Source organism: Nocardia sp. NPDC003979, assembly GCF_053605015.1.
This window is the reverse complement of the sequence record NZ_JBSGIJ010000005.1, coordinates 312,889-336,996: the sequence shown is the minus strand read 5'-3', so window position 1 is coordinate 336,996 and position 24,108 is coordinate 312,889. Positions and strand designations below refer to the sequence as shown.

Sequence of the window (24,108 nt, the reverse complement as noted above, 5' to 3'; positions counted from 1 at the left end):
CGAAAACTATGCCCCCCCAACGGATAACCACGCTGCTCCCGAGCTTGCGGCCATTGGATCCGGCGGTGCTGGAGGATCCGTACCCGACCTATCGGCAATTGCGTGACGCCGGCCCGGTGTGCCGGGTCAGCCCGGCCGCGTACGGCGTCACCCGGCACGCCGAAGTGGCGGCGCTGCTGAAGGACCCGCGGGTGAGTCACAAGTTTCCGGAGTCCGATCCCCGATTCGCCGTACAGGATCCGGTGGCGTTCGAACTCGCGCGCCGGATCATGTCCACGCGCGAGGCGCCCGACCACACCCGTATCCGCAAGCTCGTCGCGCCCGCGTTCGGACCACGCCAGGTGGCGCGCCTGCGTGCGGACATCGCCTGCCAGGTCGAGCGCCTGCTCGCGGCGGGCCTGGAACGCGGGCGGATGGATATCGTGAACGACCTCGCGCTGCCGCTGGCGGTCGGGACGGTGTGCGGCGTGGTCGGCCTGCCCGACCAGGTGCGCGACGAGATCGCTGGGCGGGCCGCGGATCTGAGCCGGGCCTTCACCCCCTTCGCCATGCCCGAACGCACCAGGGGCGCAGCGGCGAGCTCACTGGCCTGGCTGCGCTCGATCATCGCCGAGGAACTCACGCAGCGCAGACGTGCACCCCGCGACGACCTACTGACCAATGTGCTCGGCGGGGCCGAGGGCGAACGGCTGAGCCTCGAAGAGGCCATCGACAACGTGGTTTTCGTGTGTTTCACCGGCTACGAGACCACGGTGAACATGATCTCCAACGGCTGCGCGGCGCTGCTGCGCTTCCCGGATCAGCTCGCGCTGCTGCGTGAGGATCCCGCCCTGGTGCCGACGGCGGTCGAGGAGTTCCTGCGCTACGAGGCGCCCAGCCAATACGGCGCGGGCATCGCGCGGGAGCCGATCACGCTGGGCCCCAGCACGATCAAGCCAGGGCGCGTGGTGTTCCTGCTGCTCGGCTCCGCTAACCACGACGAACGCGTCTTCCGCGATCCGGACCGGGTCGATGTGACGCGCTCCCCCAACCTCCATGTCAGCTTCGGCGGCGGCCCGCACCGCTGCGTCGGCGCCGCGCTCGGCCGCGCCGAGGGCGAGGTCGTCTTCGACGCGCTGGCCCGCCGCCTCATCCGCTTCGAACCCGACGGCGTGGCGGTGCGCGCGCCAAACGCCTCCATGCGCGCCTACGCCGAACTACCCGTCGCGATCGGCGCGGCCTGAAACCAGGCCCGATACGGAAAGGTTCCCGATGGACCCGCAGTTGCAACGAGCCGCCGCCATGATGCCCCGCACCGATCTCACCGATCCCGTCGCCGCACGCGAGGCGACGCTGGCCTTCAAGGAGTTCGCGGGCGTGCCACCGACTCCCGACTCGATCCAGGTGGAGGAGCTCGAGATCCCGGGCGGCCCGGGCGCGCCCGGCCAGCTCACCAGGATCTACCGGCCCAAGGTCACCTTGCGCCCGCTGCCGGTGATCGTCTACTACCACCCCGGCGGCTTCGTGCTCGGCGATCTCGACACCGACCACGCCCGCGTGCTGCGCCTGGTCGAGGGGGCCGGCGCCATGGTGGTGACCAGTATGTTCCGGCTCGCGCCGGAGCATCCCTTCCCAGCAGGCATCGAGGATGCCTACGCCACCCTGTGCTGGACCGCGGAGAACGCCGCGCTCATCGGCGCCGACGCAGACCGGATCGCGGTCGGCGGCTGCAGCACCGGCGCGACTTTCGCCGCGGCGATCTCGCTGCTCACCCGCGACCGCGGCGGACCGCAGCCGATGTTCCAGCTGCTGCTCTACCCCGCCCTGGACGACCGCCTCGACACGCCGTCGATGACACAGTTCGAGGACATCCCGGGTGGGGATCGCACCGGCGCGGAACTGATGTGGCGGCACTATCTCGGCCCGCTGTACGGCACCAGCGAGGTGTCGGCCTACGCGGCTCCGGCGCGCGCGCAAGATCTTTCGGGCCTGCCGCCGGCGTATCTGATGGTCAACGAGATCGACGTGTGCCGTGACGAAGAGCTGGCTTACGCGATGCGACTGATCGCCGCGGGGGTGCCCGTCGAACTACATCACTACTCGGGCACCTTCCACGCGTTCGAGTCCATGGTGCGTGGCTCGGAGATCTCCCGGCGCGCGCTCGACGAGCAGGTCGCCGTGGTACGACGGGCACTGCGCCGCCGCCCAGCCCCTCGCGCGCAGCAGGAGTCTGCTCGATGAACAGTACCCGGGCGGTGGCCGCCGCCGAAGACCTGCTGCGCTCGCACCAGGAGGTCACCGCGCCGACCACTTTCGGGCTACTCGGGGCCGAATGGGAGCTGCTACCAGGTGTTTACGCGCCCTCGCTGACCAGTTCGGCCGCGCTGTACGCCGAGTGGCTGCCCTATCCGGTCGGCGGTTCGTTCTGCGAGGTGGGTTGTGGCACCGGTTATCTGGCGGTGCTGGCTGCCGAACGGGGGTGCGCGCGGGTAGTCGCACTCGATGTCAGCCCGGCCGCCGCCGAGAACACCCGGCGCAATGCCCAGCGGCACGGGGTCGCCGAAGGCGTCGAGGTCGCCGTCGGCGATCTGTTCGCACCGCTCACGGCAGAGGATCGATTCGATGTCGTGTTCTGGAACTCCGCGTTCATCGACGGCGTACCCGAGTCGTCCCCGGCCGACAACGATCTCGCGTCGGCGTTCTTCGACGACGGCTACCGCACCCACCGCCGTTTTCTCGCCGACGCCGACCGGCATCTGGCGCCCGGTGGGTTGCTGCTGCTGGGCTTCTGCGACCTGGGCAATCGATCGCTGCTGGAATCGCTTGCCGGGCAAGAGGGTTGGCGGCCACGCACAGTCCGTGCTTGCACCACACCGACGCCGGGTGGGCAGTTGAGCTTCGAACTGATCGCGTTGGAGCGAGTGTGACCGGACTGCTGGACTGGATCGCACGGGCGGAGATCGAAGACACCGGGCGGGGTATCCATCTCGCCGATCGCGACGATTGGACTCTGTGGTCCTATCCGAAGCTGGCCGGGCTGACTCGCACGTTGGCGGCGGGATTGCGGGACCGCGGCGTCGATCCCGGCGATGTCGTGGTGATCGTGGCGCGGTCTGGGCCCAGCTTCGTCGCCGCGTTCTTCGGGGCGCTGCTGGCCGGGGCTACGCCGGCTCCGGTGCCACCCCGGGCCCCGTTCCGCACGGCCGATACCTATGACGACCATCTGGCCGCACTGCTACGACTCGCCCAGCCCGCCGCCGTGCTCACCGACGCCGACCTGCTCGAGCACTTGCGCCCGGTGGTCGCGGCCGCGGCGCCTTGCTTGTCGATCGACGAACTTCTGGCCGCTCCGGCATTCGCGTCGGTCACGATGTCCGCCGCCGCTGCGAAACCGCCTGCGCTACTACAGTTCACCTCCGGATCGACCGGCAACCCGCGCGGCATCCGCGTCCCGCACGACGCACTCGCGGCCAATATCGCCGCCATCCGTACTTGGTTGCACTGGCAGCCCGAAGACGCCTGCGCGTCATGGCTGCCCGTCCATCACGACATGGGCCTGATCGGCTGCCTGCTGACCCCGATCGTCACCGGCGCGGACCTGTGGCTCATGCAACCCGAGCACTTCATCACCCGGCCCGAACGCTATCTGCGCTGCTTCGGCCAGGGCGGCGCCCGGTTGACGGCGATGCCCACCTTCGGCCTCACCCACATCCTGCGGCGGCTCCGCGATCAGAGTTTCACCGCGCACCTGGCCGCGACGGACCTGTCGGGCTGGTGCGCGGCGGTGATCGGGGCCGAACGCGTCGACCCGGCGGTGCTGGACGAATTCGAATTGGCGCTGGCACCTTTCGGGCTGCGCCCGGGCACGCTGCTGCCTGCCTACGGCCTGGCCGAGGCCACCCTCGCAGCCACCGGCGTGCCGCTCGGGCGGGCGCGCCGGGAGTTCCGGGCCGACCCTGCAACACTGACCGTCGGCGAGCAGGTGCGGGCGGCGCCGGGCGGCGGCCGGATCGCCGGATGCGGTGCGCCGCTGGACGATACCCGCGTCACGGTGACCGGAGCGGACGGCCGGGAACTACCGGAGCGGCACGTCGGTGAGATCGTGGTGCGCGGCCCCGCCGTCGCCGCGGGTTATGTGTCAGCCGCCTCGACCGCCTCGACCACGCGCCTGGACGACGGCACACTGCACACCGGCGACGCCGGATTCATCGATGGTGGTGAACTTTTCGTGATCGGCCGACTCGGCGACGCACTCAAGGTGCGCGGCCGCCTGGTCTACGCCGAGGATCTTGAGGCGGCACTGGGTGCTGCCGGGCTGAACCTGACCCGGCTAGCCGTCGCCCTCGGCAGTCATCATGGCAACCCGACCGCAGTCGCCGTGCTCGAAGACGCCACCCCGCAGTGGGCCGAAGCGAGCGCTCGCATTCTGCGCGCGGCGGCGGGCGGCGCCGAGGTGATCGTGGTGGCCGCGGAGCCGGGGACCATCCCGCGAACCACGAGCGGAAAACCCCGCCGGCGTGCCCTGTGGAAGTGGTTCGTATTCCGGCAAACGGCCTCGTAGACAGGCGATTTCGACCGATCCTGGCAGTAGCCTCGGTGAGGTGGAAGAACGATCAGAAGCCGAAGTCAGAGCCACCATCCGCGAATTCGTGAAGGCGCTCGCGCCAGCCCCGCGTACCGATGATGTCACCGGCGCGCATCTCGTCGACGATCTGGGCTACCACTCGCTCGGGTTGGTCGAGCTGGCGTTCGCTCTAGAGGACGCCTTCGACCTACCCCCGATCGACGAACAGAGTGCGAGCAATATTCGCACCGTCACCGATATCGAGGACTACTGCGTCGGGCAGCTCGTCGAGCTCGACGTGCTGGTCCCCGGAAGTCGATGAGCAGAAAGGCCGGACCGTGACCATTCCCGCACGCCCCACCACCTCGGTCGAGGCGATCGAACGCTTCACCGAGCTCGCCGATTACGTCATCCCCTTCACCATTCGCGCGGTCGGCGAACTCGGGGTGGCCGATCAGCTGCGCGACGGCAGCAAGAGCATCGAGGAACTCGCCGCCGCCACCAACAGTCATGCGCCGTCCCTGTATCGCGCACTGCTCGCGCTGGCCAGCAAGGGCATCTTCACCGAGGTGGAGCCCGGCCGTTTCGGGCTGACCCCGATGGCGGAGCTGCTGCGTAGCGACACCATGCTGTCGCTGCGGGACGGTTACCGTCTGCTCAGCGCCGATATTCAGGCCTGGGCCCGGTTCGACTACAGCCTGCGTACCGGCACCGCTGCGTTCGACCTGGTGCACGAGCAGGGGTACTGGGACTACCTGGCCACCCATTCGGCTTACAGTCGCCGCTTCGACCGCGCCATGCAGACCTTCACCAAGCTCGAGGCACGCGCGATCATCGCCGCCTACCCGTGGACCGGCGTGGAGACGGTGGTCGACATCGGCGGCGGCAACGGCGCGTTCCTGAGCTTCCTTTTGCGCAGCTACCGCACCATGCGCGGCACCCTGTTCGATCAGCCGCACGTGGTCTCCGGGGCCGACGCGGTGCTGGCAGCGGCGCGCGTCGAGGACCGCTGCACCGTCGTCGGCGGCAGCGCCTTCAAGTCGATTCCCGCTGGAGCGCAGGTCTACACGATGAAGCGGGTGCTCTACGACTTCGACAACGACGAAGCCGTCACCATCTTGCGCAATGTGCGCGAGGCCATGACCGACGATAGCCGGTTCCTGCTGTGCGATCCGGTGCTGGAGCCCGGCGACCGTTCCGATATCAGCACCACCTACGGACGGATCTACGACCTACTCATGCTGGCGATGGTCTCGGGGCACGCGCGCAGTGTCGACGAGCTCGCCAAGCTGTTCTCCGAGGCGGGCCTGCAGTTGACCAGAGTTGTTCCGACCCACGTGTTTCCGATCGTGGAGGCACGGCCGGTCTGAGAGAGGAAGCTTTCGTGACGACCGTTCCCGAGCTCGACGATCTGGCGATCATCCACGTTGGTGGCGCCGAGATCGATTGCACAGCAGTCGAAACCGCCATTGTAGTCGGCGTCGAGGAGATCGCGGCACTGGGCTGCTGCCTCGTGCAGCCGGTGTTCGGTGGCGGGCTCGTGCTGCTCGCCGAGATCGCGGCGCCGCTGTCGCCGGCCGCGTCGCGGGCGGTGGCACGCGCCATCCGGGGCGCGATGATCGCGGGGCATCGGATCGCCCCGGAGCACGTCGTGTTGCTGGCGGCGGGCGAGCTGGCACGCCGCGACGGCGGGTCGATCATACGCACGGAGGCGCTAAAGCGTTATCGGCGTTCGGATTTCGCGCCGATACATAGCGACGCCGGTGCGCAGGCGCCGACGGGGGTTGCGCTCGCACCTGCCACGCCGGTCGGTCCAGTCCGGGACCGACCGGATCCGGACGAAGCACAGAGCCTGGGCGAACGGACCGGCGGGCCGCCGATGGATATCGACGCGCTGCGTGCTGATGTCGCCGAGCGCTGCGCGGTCGATCTCACCAAAGCACTTGCGGCAGAGGATCTGACACGATTCGGCGTGGACTCCGTCGACGTGATGAGCCTGGTCGGCTACTGGCGTATGCGGGGCTGGGACGTCCGGTTCGCCGAGCTGATCGAGGATCCGACGCTGGCTGCCTGGTCCAGGCTGCTCACCGGCCGAGGGGGCGAACCGACCGATCAGTCACCATTGCTCGACCCGACTGCCATGCACGTCGGCAACGGGCCGCTCCCCCGAGCTTCCGACTCGACGGCTCCATTTCCGCTGACCCCGGTGCAGTACGCCTACTGGCTCGGCCGCGCCGACGACCAGCAACTGGGCGGGGTCAGCGCGCACTACTACGTCGAATTCGACGGTCCCGCGCTGGATCCCGACCGGCTCGAGCGCGCTGTGCGGGCACTACTCGCCCGTCAGCCGGGCCTGCGCACCCGCGTGCTCGACGACGGCACCCAGCAGGTGCTCGACCGGTCGCCGTGGCCCGGGCTCACGGTCGCGGATCTGCGCGAGCACGACGACGACGCGCGTGTGGCTGAGCTGCTGTCCCTCCGTGCCGAGCTGGCGCACCGTCGCCTCGATGTCGATGCGGCGGAACTGATCGATCTGCGGCTCTCACTGGTACCCGACGGATCTCGGCTGCACCTGAATGTCGACCTAATCGCCGCTGACGTCCTGAGTATCCGCATCATGCTCACCGAGCTCGCCACGCTCTACTCCGAACCCGAGGGCGCGCTCGCGCCCTTGCCGGTCGACGTGGCCGGGTACCTAGCCGCGCGGGAGGCCCAGCGTGCGGTGGCCCGCGCCGCTGACCAGCAGTACTGGGCCGCCCGGCTCGACGATCTCCCGGGCCCACCGGATCTGCCGCTGGCCTGCGACCCGGGAACGATCCGCCCGGTCCGCTTCCGCAGGCACAGCGTCCACATCGCCGCCCCCGCCCGCAACCGCCTGGCCGAGCGCGGAATCGAACGCGGCGTGACCCTGCCGATGGTGCTGATCACCGCGTACGCGGAGGTCCTCGCCGCCTGGAGCGGCAGGCAGCGCTTCCTGCTCAATATTCCGCTGTTCGATCGCGCCGCCGACCAGCCAGGCCTCGACGCCCTGATCGGCGACTTCACCAATCTGCTGCTGCTCGACGCCGACATGTCCGGGCCCGTCGGTTTCGCTGAGCGAGTCGCCGCAATACAGGCGCGTTTTCGCGCCGACGCCGCGCATTCGGAGTACTCGGGCGTGGACGTGCTACGCGATCTGCGCCGGCTCCGGCCCGATACCGCCCTGCCCGCTCCAGTCGTGTTCACCGGCGCGGTCGGCATGGGCGACCTGTTCGGCCCCGATGTGCGGACGCGGCTCGGCGATCCGGGCTGGTCGATTTCCCAGACGCCCCAGATCTGGCTCGACCACCAGGTGCTCGACGCCGCCGGCGGACTGGTCGTGAACTTCGACGCGGTCGAGGGACTCTTCGACGACGGTGTCATCGAAGGCATGGCCGAGACTTACGAGCAGCTGATCACCCTTCTGACCGGACCCGACGATCTCGCCTGGGCCGCGCAGGTCCCGGCGCTCTTGCCCGTCGACACGCAAGCGTCCCGCGCCGCTGTCAACGAGACGACTGCACCGATGTCGGCAAAGGTGTTGCACGAGAACTTCTTCGACCATGCCCGCCGCGCGCCGGATCGTCCCGCCTTGCTGTGGGGGCTCGACGGCGAACCCGGCAGCGGGCGCTGGACTTACGGCGAGCTGGCCGGGCGTGCGCTGCACCTGGCCGGCGCGATCGCGGCTCAGGCCGAACCCGGTGCGCTGGTGGCGGTGCAGCTGCCGAAGGGCCCGGATCAGATCGTTGCCGTACTCGGTGTGCTCGCGGCCGGCTGCGCCTACGTGCCGATCGGTATCGATCAGCCGACCCGGCGCAGGGAGGCGGTGCTGCAAACCGCGGGCGTGTGCACCATCGTGGACGCGGAATTCGAGGTGTCCGGCACGACGCCGCTGCCCGCACCACGAGCGGTCGACGCTGCCGAAACCGCCTATGTAATCTTCACTTCCGGCTCGACGGGCACGCCCAAGGGCGTGCAGGAGACGCACCGAGCGGCCGTGAACACCATCGAGGACATCAACGAACGATTCGCGGTCGGCCCCGAGGATCGGGTGCTCGCGGTCTCAGCGCTGGATTTCGATCTCTCGGTTTATGACGTGTTCGGCGTACTCGGCGCGGGCGGGGCGTTGGTGCTGATCGACGAATCCGAGCGACGCGAGGCCCGGCGCTGGTGGGATCTCGCACAGGCGCACGGCGTCACGATCTGGAACACCGTGCCCGCCCTGCTCGAGATGCTGCTGGAGGGAGCGCCCGCAGATGTGCCGACCCCCGCACTACCCGCCGCCCTGCGGCTGGCCATGGTCTCCGGCGACTGGGTGCCGCTAGAGCTGCCGCACCGCCTCGCCGTGGGCGGGGCGGGACGCTGCCGCCTGATCGCCATGGGCGGGGCCACCGAGGCCGCGATCTGGTCCAACGCCTTCGACGCGACCGGCGGTGCGCCGCCCGGATGGCGTTCGATCCCCTATGGTCTGCCGCTGCGCAATCAGCGGTTCCGCGTCGTCGACGAGCAGGGCCGTGACCGCCCCGATCAGGTACCGGGCGAGTTGTGGATCGGCGGCGTGGGTGTCGCGCAGGGTTACCGCGGCGATCCGACGCGCACCGCCGAGAAGTTCGTCACCGTCGCGGGCGAGCGCTGGTATCGCACCGGCGATCTCGGCCGCTATCGGCCGGGCGGCCTGCTGGAATTCCTCGGCCGGACCGACCATCAGGTGAAGGTGCGCGGGCATCGCATCGAGCTCGGCGAAATCGAATCCGCGCTGCTATCACATCCGGCGGTGACCGCCGCCGTCGCCGTCGCCTTCAGTCCAGTTTCGGCGAATAGGCGAGCCACACACGGCAATACCGGCACGCAGCTAGCCGCGTTCGTAGTCGCCGGCGACAAGCTCGACGCCGACGGCTTGCGCGAATACGCGCGGGCGCGACTGGCGCCGTATGCCGTGCCCGCGGTGCTGCGCGTGGTCGACGAGCTACCGCTGACCGCCAACGGCAAGGTCGACCGTGGCGGGCTGATCGCCCGCGCCTCCGCCCGTGGGCTCGCCGCCCAACCCACCAGTACCGCACCGCACGGCATGGTCGAGATACAGGTCGCCGCGAGCTGGGTCGAGGTACTTGGCCTCGAATCTGCTTCGCGCGAAGACCATTTCGTCTCCCTCGGCGGTGACAGCCTGGCCGCCACTCGCGTGGTCAGCCTGCTGCGTACCCGTGGCTACCCGAACGCCGGTGTCGGTGCGCTGTTCGCCGCGCCCGTGCTGCACGAGTTCGCCGCAACACTGCGGGCCGAATCCGTCACCGAAAGCGCGCAGCGCGAGCCGGCCCGGCTGATCCCCGGCGACCCCGCGACCCGGTTCGATCCGTTCCCCGCCACCGAGGTGCAGCGCGCGTACTGGCTGGGCCGCTCCCCGGAATTCGTACTCGGGGGCGTCGGCTGCCACTGGTACACCGAATACGACGGCACCGACGTCGACGTGCTGCGGCTGGAACTGGCCTGGAACCGGCTCATCGAGCGCCACACCATGCTGCGCGCGGTCTTCGACGACGAGGGCGGACAACGGATCCTGCGCGATACCCGGTGGTTCGCGATCCCCGAGATCGAGGCCGAAAGTACCGACGGCACAGCCGAACTGGCGTCTCTACGGGCCGAGATGTCCGAGCAAGTCTTCAACCCGGGACGATGGCCGCTGTTCGACATCCGCGCGGTGCGCTACGGGACGCGCACCCGCATCGGCATCAGCTTCGACAATCTCGTCACCGACGCGATGAGCATCGCCATCCTCTACCGCGAACTCGACACCCTCTATCGTGACTCCAGAGCCACCCTCGACCCAGTCGAGATCAGCTTCCGCGACTACGTGCTCGGCGTGCGCCCCGACCCGGACCGGGAGCAGGCCGCACGCGACTACTGGCAGCGCCGGGTACCCGAACTGCCGCCGCCACCGGATCTGCCGCTCGCCACCGACCCGGCCGAAATCGGCATGCCGCGCTTCACCCGCCGGGAAACCTTCGTACCCGCCGCGCAGTGGCAGCGGATCTGCGCCACTGCGCGAAGGCACGGGCTCACCCCTTCCTCGGTGCTGGCCACCGCCTTTGCCGAGGTGCTCGCAGCGTGGAGCGGGCAACCGCGAATGACGTTGACCGTCACGTTGTTCGATCGCCGGCCCGTGCATCCCGACGTCAACGCAGTGGTCGGCGACTTCACCTCGCTGCTGCTGCTGGAATGCGCGCCCGCTCCCGGCGACGACTGGGCCGGGCGGGCCCGGCGCCTGCAAACCCAGATGGCCGCCGATCTCGAGCACAGCGATGTCCCAGCCACCTGGGTGCTGCGCGAGCAGGCCCGCCGCTCCGGCGTCGCGGCCGCGGGCGCTCCGATCGTGTTCACCTCCACCATCGGCATGGGCGGCGGATGGAGTCTCGACCGGGCCTTCGGGAAACGGGTCTGGGGCCTGTCGCAGACCCCACAGGTCTGGCTCGACCATCAGGCGACGGAGGTCGACGGCGGCCTGTCACTGGTGTGGGACGCCGTCGAGGACCTGTTCGCACCCGGCATGCTCGACGAGATGTTCGCCGAGGAGCAGCGAATCCTGTTGTGGCTGACCGAGTCCGAGTACTGGGGCGGGTCCGGCCCGGCAACCTCGGCACGCGCGGTTGCCGGCACCCGCGCTGCCGATCGTGCTGCCGCTGCGGCCCCGGCTGCCGCAGCAGGCGGCGGTCCACCCGAGGGCCCGCTCGAGGAAAAGCTGGCAGCCCTGTTCGCCGACATTCTCGAGCTCTCGGCGGTCGGACGCGACGACAATTTCGTGGTCCTGGGTGGTGACAGTCTGGCCGCGACGCGGCTCATGCGCCGGGTCCGCGAAGCCAGCGCCGTCGAGGTGCCGTTGCGCGCGTTCTTCGTCGCGCCGACGGTGCGCGGTCTGGCCGAGGTGATACAGGCCCGGGCGAGTGTCTGGACGGACGAGGCCGAGGTAGAGGAAGGGACGCTGTGAGCATCGAGGACTTCGTCGACGAATTCGCCGCACTCGGGGTGCGGCTGTGGGTCGAGGACGCGGCACTGCGGTTTCGCGCGCCCAAGGGAGTGATGACCGCCGAACGCAAGCAGGCGATCACCGCCCGGCGGGCCGAGCTCTTGGAGTACCTTGCCACGGAATCGGTTCCGTCGATCACTCCGGCACCGACCGCCCGTTTCGAGCCGTTTCCGCTGACCGATGTGCAGGCCGCCTATCTGCTGGGCCGGCACGCGAGCCTGGATTACGGCAAGGTCGCCTGCCACGCTTATATGGAAATCGAGTACGAGGATCTCGACCCGGTTCGTTTCCAGCGGGCCTGGCGCACGGCAGTGCACCGGCACGACATGCTGCGCGCGGTGGTGCACACCGACGGATATCAACGGGTGCTGCCCGAGGTGCCGGATTACGAGATCGCCGTGGTCGACGTGCGCGGCCTTGACCCCGAACAGCAGCGGCGCGCCAGCGCGGACGCCGCGGCGCAGATGTCACATCGCATGCACGACCCGCAGCAGTGGCCGCTGTTCGAGCTGCGCATCGTGCGCGGCGAGCGCCGCTCGGTACTACATCTGTCGATCGATCTGCTGATCGCCGACTTCGTCAGCTTCCGCGCCCTGCTCGCCGAGACCGATCGGCTGCACCGAGATCCGTCTGCCGCTCTCCCCGCGCCGCCGGTCACCTTCCGTGATTACGTGCTCGCCGAGCGCGGCATGCGCGACGGGCCGGGCTACCGGCGCGATCGCGACTACTGGTTCGAGCGCATCGGTGAACTCTCCGGCGCACCGGAGCTGCCCATGCTGCCCGGAACTGCCATCGATGACGCACCCGTGCGTTTTCAGCGCACCCAGTTGCGCCTGTCCCCCGAGTCGTGGACCCAATTGCGCAGCGCGGCAGCGCAACACGGCGTGACCGCCGCGGGTGTGGTGCTCGCCGCGTTCGCCGAGGTGATCGGGCGCTGGAGCCGGACACCACGGTTCACCCTCGATCTCACGCTACTCAACCGGCTGCCGCTGCATCCGGCCATCGGCGATGTGGTGGGCGATTTCACCTCGCTGAGCCTGCTGGAGGTGGGTCGGGATGCCACCGTGCCGTTCGCGAGACGCGCCGTGGGTCTGCAGCAACGACTCTGGGCCGATCTCGACCACCGGAGCTTCTCAGGTGTGGAGGTGATGCGCGAGATCGCCCGTCGGCGCGGCCGCGGCGCGGCGCTTATGCCCATCGTGTTCACCAGCACTATCGGGCTTGTCACCGAAAGCCCTTCAGGTTCAGGCGAACCGGAAGGTCAGCTGCTGGACGGCATCACCCAGACGCCGCAGGTCTGGATCGACTGCCAGGCCATGGAGCGCGCCGGTGGCCTCGAGGTCAACTGGGACTTCCGCCAGGGGTTGTTCCCGGACGGGCTCGTCGAGGAGATGTTCGGCGCGTTCGCCGCACTGCTCGATGCGCTCCGCACCCGGCCGGACAGCTGGTCCACTCCCAGTCCGACGGCGTTGCCCCAGGCCCAACTGCGACGACGGGCCGACACCAACGACACCCTCGCCGCGATGCCGGAGGGACTGCTGTGGCGGGACTTCCTGGCCCGCGTGCAGGAACAGCCCGACCGCCCGGCGATTTTCACCCCCGACGACCGCGCGACCTACGGTGAACTCGCCGCCCGCGCCTTCGCGGTGGCACAGGCTTTGCGCACCAGAGATATTCGCCCCGGCGAGCTGGTCGCCGTGCGGATCGGCAAGGGCGTCGACCAGATCGCCGCGGTGCTCGGCGTGCTACTGGCCGGTGCGGCCTACCTTCCGATCGATCCTGCGCAGCCCGTGCTGCGGGCGGCCGACATCCTCGACACGGCCGACGTGCGTGTACTGCTGATCTCCGGCAGCCCATCGGAACCCGGATTGCCAGAGCAGCTCGAACAATTCGACATCTCGGTGCTGACCCCCGTCGCGGAGCTGCCGGAATCCGCACTCCGGGTCGTCGACCCGCGCACGCTCGGATACACGATCTTCACCTCCGGCTCCAGCGGCAAGCCCAAGGGTGTGATGATCTCGCACCGGGCCGCGCTCAACACCATCGCCGATATCAATCGCCGCTTCGGCGTCGGTCCCGGCGACCGCGTGCTCGGACTCGCCCAGCTAGGTTTCGACCTGTCGGTGTATGACATCATCGGGCCGCTCTCGGTCGGCGGCGCCCTGGTGCTGCCCGCCCCCGATCGCGGGGCCGATCCCGCACACTGGGCCGACCTGGTCGCCGAATACCAGGTGACCGTGTGGGATTCGGTCCCCGCCCAGCTGCAGATCCTGCAGCACTACCTCCGCGCCGAGCCACAGGTACGCCTGGATACGCTACGCCTGGCGATGCTCAGCGGCGACTGGATCCCTGTCGGCCTGCCCGACGCGATCCGCGACCGCCTGCCCGAGTTGACCGTGATCGGGCTGGGCGGTGCGACCGAGGTGTCGATCTGGTCGGTCTCCTATCCGATCGACGTCGTACCTCCGGAGTGGCCGAGCATCCCGTACGGCGCGCCGCTGACCAATCAGAACCTGCACATTCTCGATCCCCGGCTGGCCGACGCCCCCGACCTGGTCACCGGTGAGCTGTACATCGGCGGCATCGGCGTCGCCGACGGCTATCTCGGCGATCCGGTGCGCACTGCTGCGCGGTTCGTGCCGCATCCGCGCACCGGCGACAGGCTCTATCGCACCGGCGATCTGGCCCGCTGGCTACCAGACGGGCTGACCCAGTTCATCGGCCGCGCCGACAACCAGGTGAAGATCCGCGGCCATCGGATCGAGCCTGCGGAGGTGGTGACCGCGCTGACCGAGGTGCCGGCGGTGGCCGACGCCGCGGTGGTCGTCACCGGCGAGCAGCTCGATCGCAAGCTGGTGGCGTTCGCCGTGGCCACAAAAGTGCCAGCCGAGCCAGCGGATCTGAGCCGCAACGAGCTCGACGCCGCACTGGTCCAGGCGCGGATCGGGCTCGGGATCGATGCGGCGGGCCTGGTCACCCTGACCGACCTGCTCGACCGCGCCGCCCTGCTGTCCATGCTGGCCGCCCTGGTCCGAACCGGGGTTGTGCACGCCGAACGGATGACCGCCGACGGCGGCGCGCCACCCGCGCCCCGGCACGCCCGGCTCCTGCGACGCTGGCTGCAGGCGCTGCGCGCCGCCGGAGTCGTGTCCGAGAGTGCCGATCGCACTGGCAGATCGGCGGAGGAACTCGGCGCCGAACTCGCGCAGCTGTGGGCGCGGATCGAAGACCAGCGTGCCGCGCTCGACTACGGGCGCGAGCTCGTCGACTACTTCCGCCGCAGCTGCGAGCACGCGGTCACACTGCTACGCGAGGAAAGCGATCCGGTGGCGCTGTTGTTTCCCGAAGGGGACGTGACCACGGCATGGGCCGCCTACAACGACAATCCTGCGGTCCGCTACGCGAATCGAGCCGCTGCGGCCTGGATCGCCAGGCTCGCCGCCCGCCGTGACCGGCCGTTGCGGGTCTTGGAGGTCGGCGGCGGCGTCGGGGGCACGACCGCGGAACTTCTTGCCGCGCTGGCGGATCGCGATGTCGACTACACCTTCACCGACATCTCTCAATTCTACCTCGCGCGCGCCGAGGAGCAGTTCGGCGCCGAGCCGACGCCGGGCGTGCGGCTGCGCACCGCCCTGCTGGATCTGGAGCGCGACACACGGACCCAGGGATTCGCTCCGAACTCTTTCGATGTCGTGGTCTGCGGCGATGTGCTGCACGCGCTGCGTGACGTCGACGCCGCGCTCGGCCGGATCCGGGAACTGCTCGTACCCGGCGGTCGGCTGGTGCTGCTCGAGGCCGTGCGGGAACACCTGCAGGCGTTGACCTCACTGGAGTTCATGCTGCGCCTAGACCCGGCCAGCGCCGACTTCGAGGACTCCCGGCGCGGCCGCGACCGCACTTTCCTGCCGGTCACCGAGTGGCGCGAGCTGCTGACGGCGGCGGGCGCGGACGCGGTGTGCCTGACGCCGACTGAGGACGACCCGATGGCGCGGGTCGGCATCGCGGCTCTCACCGCACGCTTCAAAGCCGATATCGCGGAGTTGGATCCGGCGTGGCTGGCCGAGCAGGTGGCCCAGCGCCTGCCCCGCGCCATGGTGCCGGCGCGCATCGAGATCATCGACGCGCTGCCGCTCACCGGCAACGGCAAGATCGACCAGGCGCGGTTGCACGAATGGGCCGGCGCGACAGCCGAACCCGCCGTCACCATGGACACGCCGCCGGTCGGCGAATTGGAAACCGAGCTGGCCGCGATCTGGGCGGCAGCGCTCGGACTGGACGCGGTGGGCCGCGGCACCGACTTCTTCACCCTGGGCGGCGATTCCCTACTGGCCGCGCAGATCGCGGGTAAACTGCGCGATCGTGTCGCCGTGGCGGCGGGCACACCGTTCGACGAGCTGCTGCGGGTCATGCTGGAAGGCCCGACGGTCGCCGAGCTCGCGACCGAACTCACCTCGGGTGCGAGCCAAGGCCCGGCGGCGAGCGCGGAGTCGGCGGAGATGTGCGCGATGGTCGAGCTGGATGTGACGTCCACGGGCCCGGTGCGGCTGTTCGTGCACGACGGCACGGGACTGCTCGGCGGCTATCAGGGCGCGATCATGACTATGCGGGGCACCGGCACCGCCCTGGGTTTAGGGTTGACGGATCCAGCTGGGCCACAGGGTCTTCCGACGGCCGGGCTGATCGACCGCGCGGCGCTGGACTATGTGCGGCTGCTCGACGGCAGCCTGCCGCCGGGCCGGCCGGTGGACATCATCGGCTGCGCTGCCGGTGCGCCGGTGGCCACCGAGGTCGCCCGGCTGCTCGGCGAGCGTGGCGGCGAGGTACGCACGCTGGTACTGGTCGAGCCGGAACCCGTTGCTCTGGAACAAGTGCTGGGCTTGGCAGCGGACGCGTCCGAGGAGCAGTTGGCCGCCCTGCTCGCCGAGCTGGCACCCGAATCCACGCTGCATACCGGGGCTTTGCGCGAGCGCTACGCGCAAGGTGTGGCGGCCGCTGGCGCCTACGTCCCCGACGCGTACGCCGGTGACATGGTGCTCGTAGTGCGCGAGCCGTCGTCCGCCGAGCGCTGGAGCGAGGCCTGCCTCGGTCAGCTGCGCGTCATCGAGGCAGACCCCGCGCTGACGGTCCCGGAACTACTCGACGACTTTGCCGCGCTGGCCGATCCGAGTCCGGCGGAACCGCGATGACCGACGCGCGCGATGAGTCCGGCATCCGGGTCTCCCCAGGCATCCCACGCCACATGACGGTCGCGGTGCTCGGCGCCACCGGCGCGGTCGGGCGCGAGGTCTGTGGTGCGCTCTCGCGGGCCGGGCTGCCGGTACGCGCCGCCGCCCGCAGCATCGGCACCGCCGACCTGCCGGCCTGCATCGAGGCACGGCCAGTCGATATCGCGGAACCAGGTGTGCTGCAGGCGTTCTGCGCTGGATCACGGCTGGTGGTGAACTGCGCCGCTCCGTCCTCGCGCACCAGCGAGCCGGTGGCGCTCGTAGCGGCGCGATGCGGCGTGGACCTCGTCGACGCGGGCGATCACAATGTCTCGGTCCGGGGCGCGGCGGTCGTGGTCCGGGCGGCGGGCATGGCGCCCGGGCTCTCGGAGCTGCTGGTGCGCCGGGCCGCATCTGGGCTGGGTGCGGTCGCGCGGGCCGTCACGCATCTGGGCGGGCTCGACCGGTTCGCCGCAGGCGGTGCCGCGGACTATCTCGGCGGACTCGGACGCGACTCGGGTGCGGGGTTGGCGTGGCGGTCCGGGGCCACCGCGCCCAGCCCGTCGGGTGTGCACCGCGCCGTCGACCTGCCGCCGTTTCGTGAGCGAGTCGACGTGCACGCCTTCCTCAGTGCCGATCTCGTCCGCACGTTGCGCGCGCTGGACATTCCCGAAGCCGACGCCTACGTCGTGTTCCCCGGCGAGGCCGTACGGTCACTGCTCAGCCGTCTGGGCGCGCGGACCACCGACCCGCGCCCGGAGGACGTAGCGGCACTGCGGCGCGCCGCCGAGCTGGACCTCGCGGGCCGACGGCCCTACCACGTGCTACGGACCCAAGCCCGCAGCATTGCCGGAGAATCCCGGAATGTGCTGCGGCACACCGTTGTCGTCCGGGTCCCGTCGGCGACCGTCGCCACCGCGGCGACGGTCGCCCAGACCGCCGCCGCCGTCTTGGCCGGCCGGGTACCGCCCGGCTGCCACCACGCCGCCGATGTACTCGATCCGCACACCGACCTGGACGCGGCGGTCGCGCACGCGGGGGGCACCATTTGGGAGTCAACCGAGCAGATCGCCCTGGACGACACCGACCCGGACGCCGATGCCGTCGAGGAGGGCATGTTGTGACCGATCCGCTGCGACTCCTGGTGTGCGGCACTACCTTCGGACAGGTTTACCTCGACGCCATCGCGTCGGACCCCGAATCCTTCGCGCTCGCGGGCGTGCTGGCGAGCGGCAGCGTCCGCTCGCGCCGCATCGCCGACGAGCGCGGTGTCCCGCTCTACACCGCTGTGGACCAGCTGCCCGCCGACATCGACGCCGCCTGCGTGGTGGTGCGCTCCGGGCTGCTCGGCGGCCCCGGAACCCGGCTGGCCGAAGCGCTGCTAGAGCGCGAAGTACATGTGCTGCAAGAACATCCGGTTCACCATGACGAACTGGCCGGTTGTCTGCGCCTGGCCCGCAAACACGGCGTGCAGTACCGCCTCAACACCTTCTATGAGCACCTCGAGCCGATCCGCAGGTTCCGCGGCGCGGCCGCGGAACTGCTGCAGCGCCACAAGCCGCTGTTCATCGACGCCGCCGCCGGTTTCCCGGTCGCCTTCGGGTTGCTGGATCTGATCGGCGGGCTACTCGGCGGCGTCCGACCGTGGTGGTTCGGGCCGCTGGCCACGCCGCCCGAACCGCACACCGGCCGACCCGGATTGCGAGTGCTGAGCGGAGCGATCGCGGGCGTGCCGGTGTCGCTGCGAATCCAGCATCAGCTGGATCCGGTGCACCCGGACAATCCAGCTGAGTTGCTGCACGGGCTCAGCCTGACGGTCGAGGGCGGAACCTTGCATCTGGTCACCACGCACGGCCCGACCGTGTGGGCCAGCCGCCCGCGACTGCCCGCGGCCGCCGCACCCGGAATCCCTTGCGCCGCCGATCCGCCCGCGGCGACTGCGGTGCTGGGCCCCGACCGCACACCGAGTTTCAGCGACTGCGTGGTCACGCTCTGGCCGGAGGCGGTCCGGCATGCGCTGCACGACCTGCGCGCTGCGGTCGTCGAGGAACACGACGTAATGCGCCGGGGCCGCTACCATTTGAGTCTTTGCCAAGCTTGGCAGGACCTGGCCAAACGCCTCGGCCCGCCGGAGCTCGTCAGCTTGGATCCCGGCGCGGAATTGACAGCCACCGACCTGCGCGCGGTGTTCGACGCCGGAACGGGGCAGCCGTGACGGCGCACGCAGCTGCCTCCACGCACGCGGATTGGCTGCGTGGACTCGAGGATCCCGCCCCGCGCGGTCGGCTAGTGTGCTTCCCGCACGCGGGCGGTTCGGCGGCCTTCTTCCACCCGTGGCGTCGCCATTTGCCCGAGGGGCTTGCACTCCTCGCCGTCCAGTACCCCGGCCGCGCGGATCGCATCCGGGAACCCTGCGCCACCGACGTCGCCCAGCTGGCCGTGCCTATCACCCGCGCGCTCGATATGTTGCCCGATCCGCTGGTCCTGTTCGGGCACAGCATGGGTGCGACCATCGCCCACGAAGTCGCGCGGCGGATCGGGCGCCCCGTTACACTCGCGGTGTCCGGTCGGCCCGGTCCAGCCCGGGCGCGCCGCACCGCCTGGCATCGCACCGACGACGCGACACTGTGGGGCCGGGTCCGCGAACTCGGTGGTCTGCCAACCGAAATCGCGGATCTGGCGGAACTGCGCGATCTCATGCTCCCGATCCTGCGCGCCGACTACCGGCTCAGCGAGCGGCACAGCTATCTGCCCACCCCGCGGCTGCCCGGCCGGGTCGTCGCCATGATCGGCGACAACGACCCCGAGGTCACCGCCGCCGAGGCCCGCGAGTGGGAGTCGACCACCACCGGCGGCTTCGACCAGCGAACCTACGAGGGCAGCCACTTCTACCTCGTGCCGCGCCGGGCCACGGTGGTGCGGGATCTCGCCGCGCTCGCCCTCGCACCATGAATCCAGAAAGGTAGGGCCTCATGTCCACCACCGAAGCCGGGCCCGCGTCGGTCGGCCAGCGCCAACTGTGGCTGATGGACCACTATCTCGGCGCGGGCGGCGCGCTGAACTGCCCGATCATCCTGCGGATCAGCGGCGATCTCGACCGAGACCGGCTCGCCGGCGCACTCGAGCAGGTCATCGCACGGCACGAGGCGCTGCGCACCACCTTCACCGGGCGCGGACGATGGTTGGTCCGGAAAGTCGCCGCGCCCTTCGCGATCGAGCTACCCGTCGTCGACCTGACCGACAGCGCCGATCCAGAGAGCGCAGTCATCGAAGCGCTGCGTGCGGAGCTGGCCACCCGATTCGATGTTACCGAGCAGACCCTGCGCGCCCGGCTGTGGCGGCTGGGCCCGCGCACTTATGTGTTATGCCTCAACCAGCACCACCTGATCACCGACGCCTGGTCCTGTGGCATCGTCAGCCGGGAACTGGGACAGTCCTATTCGGGCCGGGATCTGCCCGTGGTCAGTGCCGCGTTTTCCGATTTCGTGCGCGCGGAGACCGAGGAGCTCAGCGGCGACCGACTGGCCCGGCTACAGGAGTACTGGCGCACCCAACTCGACGGACTCAGCGTGCCGCGCCTCCCCGAGCGCGACCCTAACCGCACGCGCAGTATCGCTTTCGCCCGCACCCGTCTGAACCGCCAGACCAGGGCGGGCATCACCACCACCGCCCGGGCGCACCGGACAACCCCGTTCGCGGTGCTACTGGGCGCGTTCATGTCGGTCCTGCACGCCCACACCGGGCAGCGTGATCTCGCGGTCGCCTCCCTGCTGGCCAACCGCGCCCCCGGCGCAATGGACACCACCGTCGGCTACCTCGCGAATATGGTGCTGCTGCGCGTGCGTTTCCCGCAGGCGCGCAGCACCGGCGAGGTGGTCGAGGCCGCGCGCAAGACCGTGGTCGGTGCGCTGGTGCATCAGGCGCTGCCCTATCAAATGTTGCCCCTCAACACGATTCGCGCTCAAGCAGTGCGCGATGTGGTGTTCCAGGTCTTCGCCGAGGCTACCCATCAGACCACGCTCGGCGCCTCCGATCTCACCGTCGAGCCAGTGGACCCGCCCGCCGGCATGGGCGCCCGCTTCGACCTCGACTTCGTCGTGATGCCGCATCGCGACGGCGGGTTCGAGGTGGTCGTCGGCTACGCCAGCGACCGTTTCGAGGACGCCTGGGTCCGCGGCTTCGTCGACCGCTTCGCCGAGGTCGCGGCGGGGCTGGCCGAATCACCCTCGGGGACAATGCTGCCGGGCTGACCCACCTCCTCCGGCGCCACCGCCCGCAGTGACGCGGCGGCCTTCACCAGGATCTCGTCGAACTCGTCGTCCGGATCGGAGTCGAGCACGATGGCCCCACCCGTCCCGATAGTCAGGCAGCCTTCGGTCAAGACGATGGTGCGGATGACGATATCGAGGTCGGCCGCCCCGCCCGGCTCGAGGAAACCCAGGGTGCCTGAGTAGACCCCGCGCGCCCGGTCCTCGAGCCGGCCGATGATCTCCATGGTGCGTTCCTTCGGCGCGCCGGTCATGGAACCGCCCGGGAAGCAGGCGCGCACCGCGTCGAGCGCGGTCTGCCCGGCGCGCAGGCGGCCGCGGACCGTCGAAACCAGTTGGTGCACGGTGGCATAGGTCTCGACATGCATGAGCTCGGGTACCTCGACACTGCCGGCCACCGAGACCCGGCCCAGGTCGTTGCGGACCAGATCGACAATCATCAGGTTCTCCGCGCGAGTCTTCGCCGACGCCGCCAACTGGGTGCGCAGGTGAGCGTCCCGGACCGGGTCGGCGGCCCGCGGCGCGGTGCCCTTGATCGGTTTGGACTCGACGATGCCGTCACGGTCCACGCGCAAGAACCGCTCCGGTGAGGAGCTCAGCACATGCACGTCACCAGCGCGTAGATACGCCGAGTAGGGCGCCGGGTTGAGCCGCCGCAGGCGGCGGTAGACCGTCAACGGGTCACCCTGGAAAGGCAATTCGAGTTCGGCGGTCAAGCAGATCTCGTAGCTCTCCCCTACCCGCAGCGCCTGCTGGCACTGCGCGATCTCCTTGACGTAGTGCTCGCGCGAGCGGTTCAGCCACGGCTCAGGGTCCACGGCCGCGGTGGGCAGCGCGACGGGATCCGGCGGGCCGCTGGAGGTTTCGACGACGGCGGTGGCTTCTTCGACCCACGCCCGCACCTGGGCACAGTGCTGGGGATCACCGTCACACAGGCCGAGCACCCACCATGCATCGGCCTGATGGTCCACCGCCAGCAGTCGGCTCGCCGACATCCACACGGCGTCCGGCGTCGCTGCGGCGTGCCGATTCGGGGAGCCGGACTCGGCCTTCATCTCGTAGCCGAACCAGCCGACATAACCCCCGGCCGGCGTGACCGGTAGGGACGGATCCACCACCCCAGCCCGGTCTGCGAGCCGCGTGCGCAACGCGTCGAAGATCGAGGCGTATTCGACCGTTGACCCGTCGGATCTCTGGCACTGCACAGCATTTCGTCCGGCCTCTGCGGTGAGCACCTCACCGCAGGGTCCGCCGGCGTCGCCGAGAAAGCTCCACCGTGACAGGCCCGGCTCCACCCGGCTGCTGTCGAGCCAGAAGGCGAACGGTCGCGACCCGAACAACTCCTCGAACAAACGCTCGGCGCTCGGCCCGGCCGAGCCGGTGCGGGCCCGGGTGGCGTGCACCCGCCAGCCGGTGTGACTCGCCTGGTCCGCGGCATGCCCGTTCATCGCCAGATGCCGGAAGTTCTCCAGCAGCCGGGCGCCGTATTCGGTGGCCACCGATTCCGGGTGGAACTGCACGCCCCACCAGGGCCTGCTGCGGTGCCGCAGCGCCATGATGACGCCGTCGGCACCGCGCGCGGTGACCTCCAGCTCGTCCGGCACCGGATCGGCGACGCACAGCGAGTGGTAGCGCACAGCGGTAAACCCTTGCGGCAGTCCGTGAAACAGGCCAATGCCGTCGTGGGTGACGCTTTCCAGATAGCCGTGGCGCGGCTGCGGCGCGGGCTGGACGCACGCGCCGGTCACCATGCCGAGCACCTGATGACCCAGGCACACCCCGAGCACCGGCAGACCGAGCTCGCGCACCAGATCGGGCCCGGCACCGACATCGCGTGCGGTCTGCGGCCGGCCCGGCCCCGGCGAAAGCACCACCGCGTCGTAATCGGCCGCGTCCACCGCGCGCAGGGCCGGATCGTCGTTGGTGAACACCGCGGGCTCGACGCCGTAGGTCGAGGCGATGAGCTGAAAGAGGTTGTAGGTGTAGGAATCGTGATTGTCGATCAGTAAGATGCGCATTCGACAAGCCCTCCCTCGATGTCGGTTTCGCACAGCTCAGGCTCTGACCTGGGCGAACCCGGACAGTCCCAGCTTGTCCAAACCCTCGCGAACCCGATCGGTGAGCAACCCGACCCGCCCCAGCGCGACAATGACCCTGGAGAAGATCGCCCTGCGGTAGAGCACCATCACCTCGTCGTGTTCGGCATAGGAAATGCCTTCGGCCGCAACCACATCCAGGCGCTCCCAGATATCGGTGAGGAGGAACCGCCGGCGCGTGGACTCTGCCGCATCCAGTACCAGTTCCTCCCGGTCGGCCAGTTCGGCCGTGGTCAGCTCGCGATAGAGCTGTTCCAGCGACAGCACCCCGACCGATACGTGCCGGGCCTCGTCACGCGCCACCAGCCGTGCGATCTGCCGGATCAACCCATCGTGAAAAGTCCGGTCCGCCAAACGGAACGAGGCAAGCGCGAGCGCCTCGACCATGATCTGCATGCCGAGCGCGGTGATATCCCAGCGGGAGTCGTCGAGGATGTCGCCGAGCAGGGACTCGAGCGGGCCGGACAGCGGATATGGCTCGGGCACGTGCTCGCGAAGGTAGCGAGCGAAAACGTCGACGTGCCGGGCCTCGTCGACGACCTGGGTCGCCAGGCAGAGCTTGGTGTCCAAGTCCGGCACCAGCTCCACCAGCCGGCCCGCGACGATCAGCGCGCCCTGCTCACCATGCAGGAACTGGCTGACCAGCCAGGACTGCACCTCCCAGCGGAACACATCCCACATACCGCGCCCGCGTGCGGCCAGTGGCGAGTTCTCGAAACCCGCCATGGCGAAGGCGGAGTCGTCGGACAACGGCCGGCCGAATTCGACCTGCTGGGTCCAGTCCACGTCGTTGACGGCGCTCCACTGCGATTGCTGGGCGTTCTCATAGAGAGTGCGCAACTGCGGATGGTGTGGTTCGTAGTCCATCAGCAGCCGGGACGAGGAGCCGTCGTCGAAGGTCAGTCCGGCCATGATCTCCACCCTACGGCGCGCTGCGGCCGGCATCGAGGCTCCGCCACCG

14 protein-coding genes are annotated in these 24,108 nt (G+C 69.7%); 12 read left to right on the top strand and 2 right to left on the bottom strand.

Features of this window, described 5'->3' with window-relative positions; all coding sequences use genetic code 11:
• Nucleotides 1-65: 65 nt before the first annotated feature.
• Genes ACWEVR_RS13875 through ACWEVR_RS13820 form a run of 12 tightly spaced genes read left to right on the top strand, consistent with a single transcriptional unit; the run spans nucleotide 66 to nucleotide 21,033 of the window.
• Nucleotides 66-1,223 carry a cytochrome P450 gene (locus tag ACWEVR_RS13875; RefSeq protein ID WP_452467227.1) on the top strand — a complete coding sequence of 386 codons (1,158 nt, stop codon included), beginning with the start codon at nucleotides 66-68 and terminating at the stop codon, nucleotides 1,221-1,223.
• A 28-nt stretch (nucleotides 1,224-1,251) separates the two neighbouring features.
• Nucleotides 1,252-2,220, top strand: a complete 969-nt coding sequence (locus ACWEVR_RS13870) for an alpha/beta hydrolase (protein WP_452467226.1) — start codon at nucleotides 1,252-1,254, stop codon at nucleotides 2,218-2,220.
• Nucleotides 2,217-2,906: a methyltransferase domain-containing protein gene (locus ACWEVR_RS13865; protein ID WP_452467225.1), complete on the top strand. Its 690-nt coding sequence runs from the start codon at nucleotides 2,217-2,219 to the stop codon at nucleotides 2,904-2,906. The genes ACWEVR_RS13870 and ACWEVR_RS13865 overlap by 4 nt, the downstream gene beginning before the upstream one ends.
• Nucleotides 2,903-4,540 (top strand): AMP-binding protein, encoded by a 1,638-nt coding sequence (locus tag ACWEVR_RS13860; protein ID WP_452467224.1) that lies wholly within the window; start codon nucleotides 2,903-2,905, stop codon nucleotides 4,538-4,540. The genes ACWEVR_RS13865 and ACWEVR_RS13860 overlap by 4 nt, the downstream gene beginning before the upstream one ends.
• Before the next feature lie 40 nt (nucleotides 4,541-4,580).
• On the top strand, nucleotides 4,581-4,865 hold the full coding sequence (locus ACWEVR_RS13855) for a phosphopantetheine-binding protein (RefSeq protein WP_452467223.1): 285 nt from the start codon (nucleotides 4,581-4,583) through the stop codon (nucleotides 4,863-4,865).
• Nucleotides 4,866-4,881: 16 nt separating this feature from the next.
• Nucleotides 4,882-5,913 carry a methyltransferase gene (locus tag ACWEVR_RS13850; protein ID WP_452467222.1) on the top strand — a complete coding sequence of 344 codons (1,032 nt, stop codon included), beginning with the start codon at nucleotides 4,882-4,884 and terminating at the stop codon, nucleotides 5,911-5,913.
• 14 nt (nucleotides 5,914-5,927) lie between these two features.
• The gene (locus tag ACWEVR_RS13845) at nucleotides 5,928-11,540 is read left to right on the top strand and encodes an amino acid adenylation domain-containing protein (protein ID WP_452467221.1); all 5,613 of its coding nucleotides are present in this window, start codon (nucleotides 5,928-5,930) and stop codon (nucleotides 11,538-11,540) included.
• A complete protein-coding gene (locus tag ACWEVR_RS13840) occupies nucleotides 11,537-16,765 on the top strand; it encodes an amino acid adenylation domain-containing protein (RefSeq protein WP_452467220.1) in 5,229 nt (1,742 codons plus the stop codon). Before ACWEVR_RS13845 ends, ACWEVR_RS13840 begins: the two co-directional genes overlap by 4 nt.
• Nucleotides 16,762-17,907 carry a hypothetical protein gene (locus ACWEVR_RS13835; RefSeq protein WP_452467219.1) on the top strand — a complete coding sequence of 382 codons (1,146 nt, stop codon included), beginning with the start codon at nucleotides 16,762-16,764 and terminating at the stop codon, nucleotides 17,905-17,907. The genes ACWEVR_RS13840 and ACWEVR_RS13835 overlap by 4 nt, the downstream gene beginning before the upstream one ends.
• Nucleotides 17,904-18,998 carry a Gfo/Idh/MocA family oxidoreductase gene (locus tag ACWEVR_RS13830; RefSeq protein ID WP_452467218.1) on the top strand — a complete coding sequence of 365 codons (1,095 nt, stop codon included), beginning with the start codon at nucleotides 17,904-17,906 and terminating at the stop codon, nucleotides 18,996-18,998. Before ACWEVR_RS13835 ends, ACWEVR_RS13830 begins: the two co-directional genes overlap by 4 nt.
• Entirely contained in the window at nucleotides 18,995-19,735 is a 741-nt protein-coding gene (locus tag ACWEVR_RS13825; protein ID WP_452467217.1) for a thioesterase II family protein, read from the top strand. Before ACWEVR_RS13830 ends, ACWEVR_RS13825 begins: the two co-directional genes overlap by 4 nt.
• A gap of 20 nt (nucleotides 19,736-19,755) precedes the next feature.
• A complete protein-coding gene (locus tag ACWEVR_RS13820; protein ID WP_452467216.1) occupies nucleotides 19,756-21,033 on the top strand; it encodes a condensation domain-containing protein in 1,278 nt (425 codons plus the stop codon).
• On the opposite strand, the gene pabB is transcribed toward ACWEVR_RS13820, so the two are convergent.
• Nucleotides 20,922-23,069 (bottom strand): aminodeoxychorismate synthase component I, encoded by a 2,148-nt coding sequence (gene pabB, locus ACWEVR_RS13815; protein WP_452467215.1) that lies wholly within the window; start codon nucleotides 23,067-23,069, stop codon nucleotides 20,922-20,924. The two genes, ACWEVR_RS13820 and pabB, sit on opposite strands and share 112 nt — an antisense overlap.
• A 36-nt stretch (nucleotides 23,070-23,105) precedes the next feature.
• Nucleotides 23,106-24,059: a ferritin-like domain-containing protein gene (locus ACWEVR_RS13810; RefSeq protein WP_452467214.1), complete on the bottom strand. Its 954-nt coding sequence runs from the start codon at nucleotides 24,057-24,059 to the stop codon at nucleotides 23,106-23,108.
• Nucleotides 24,060-24,108 lie beyond the last annotated feature (49 nt).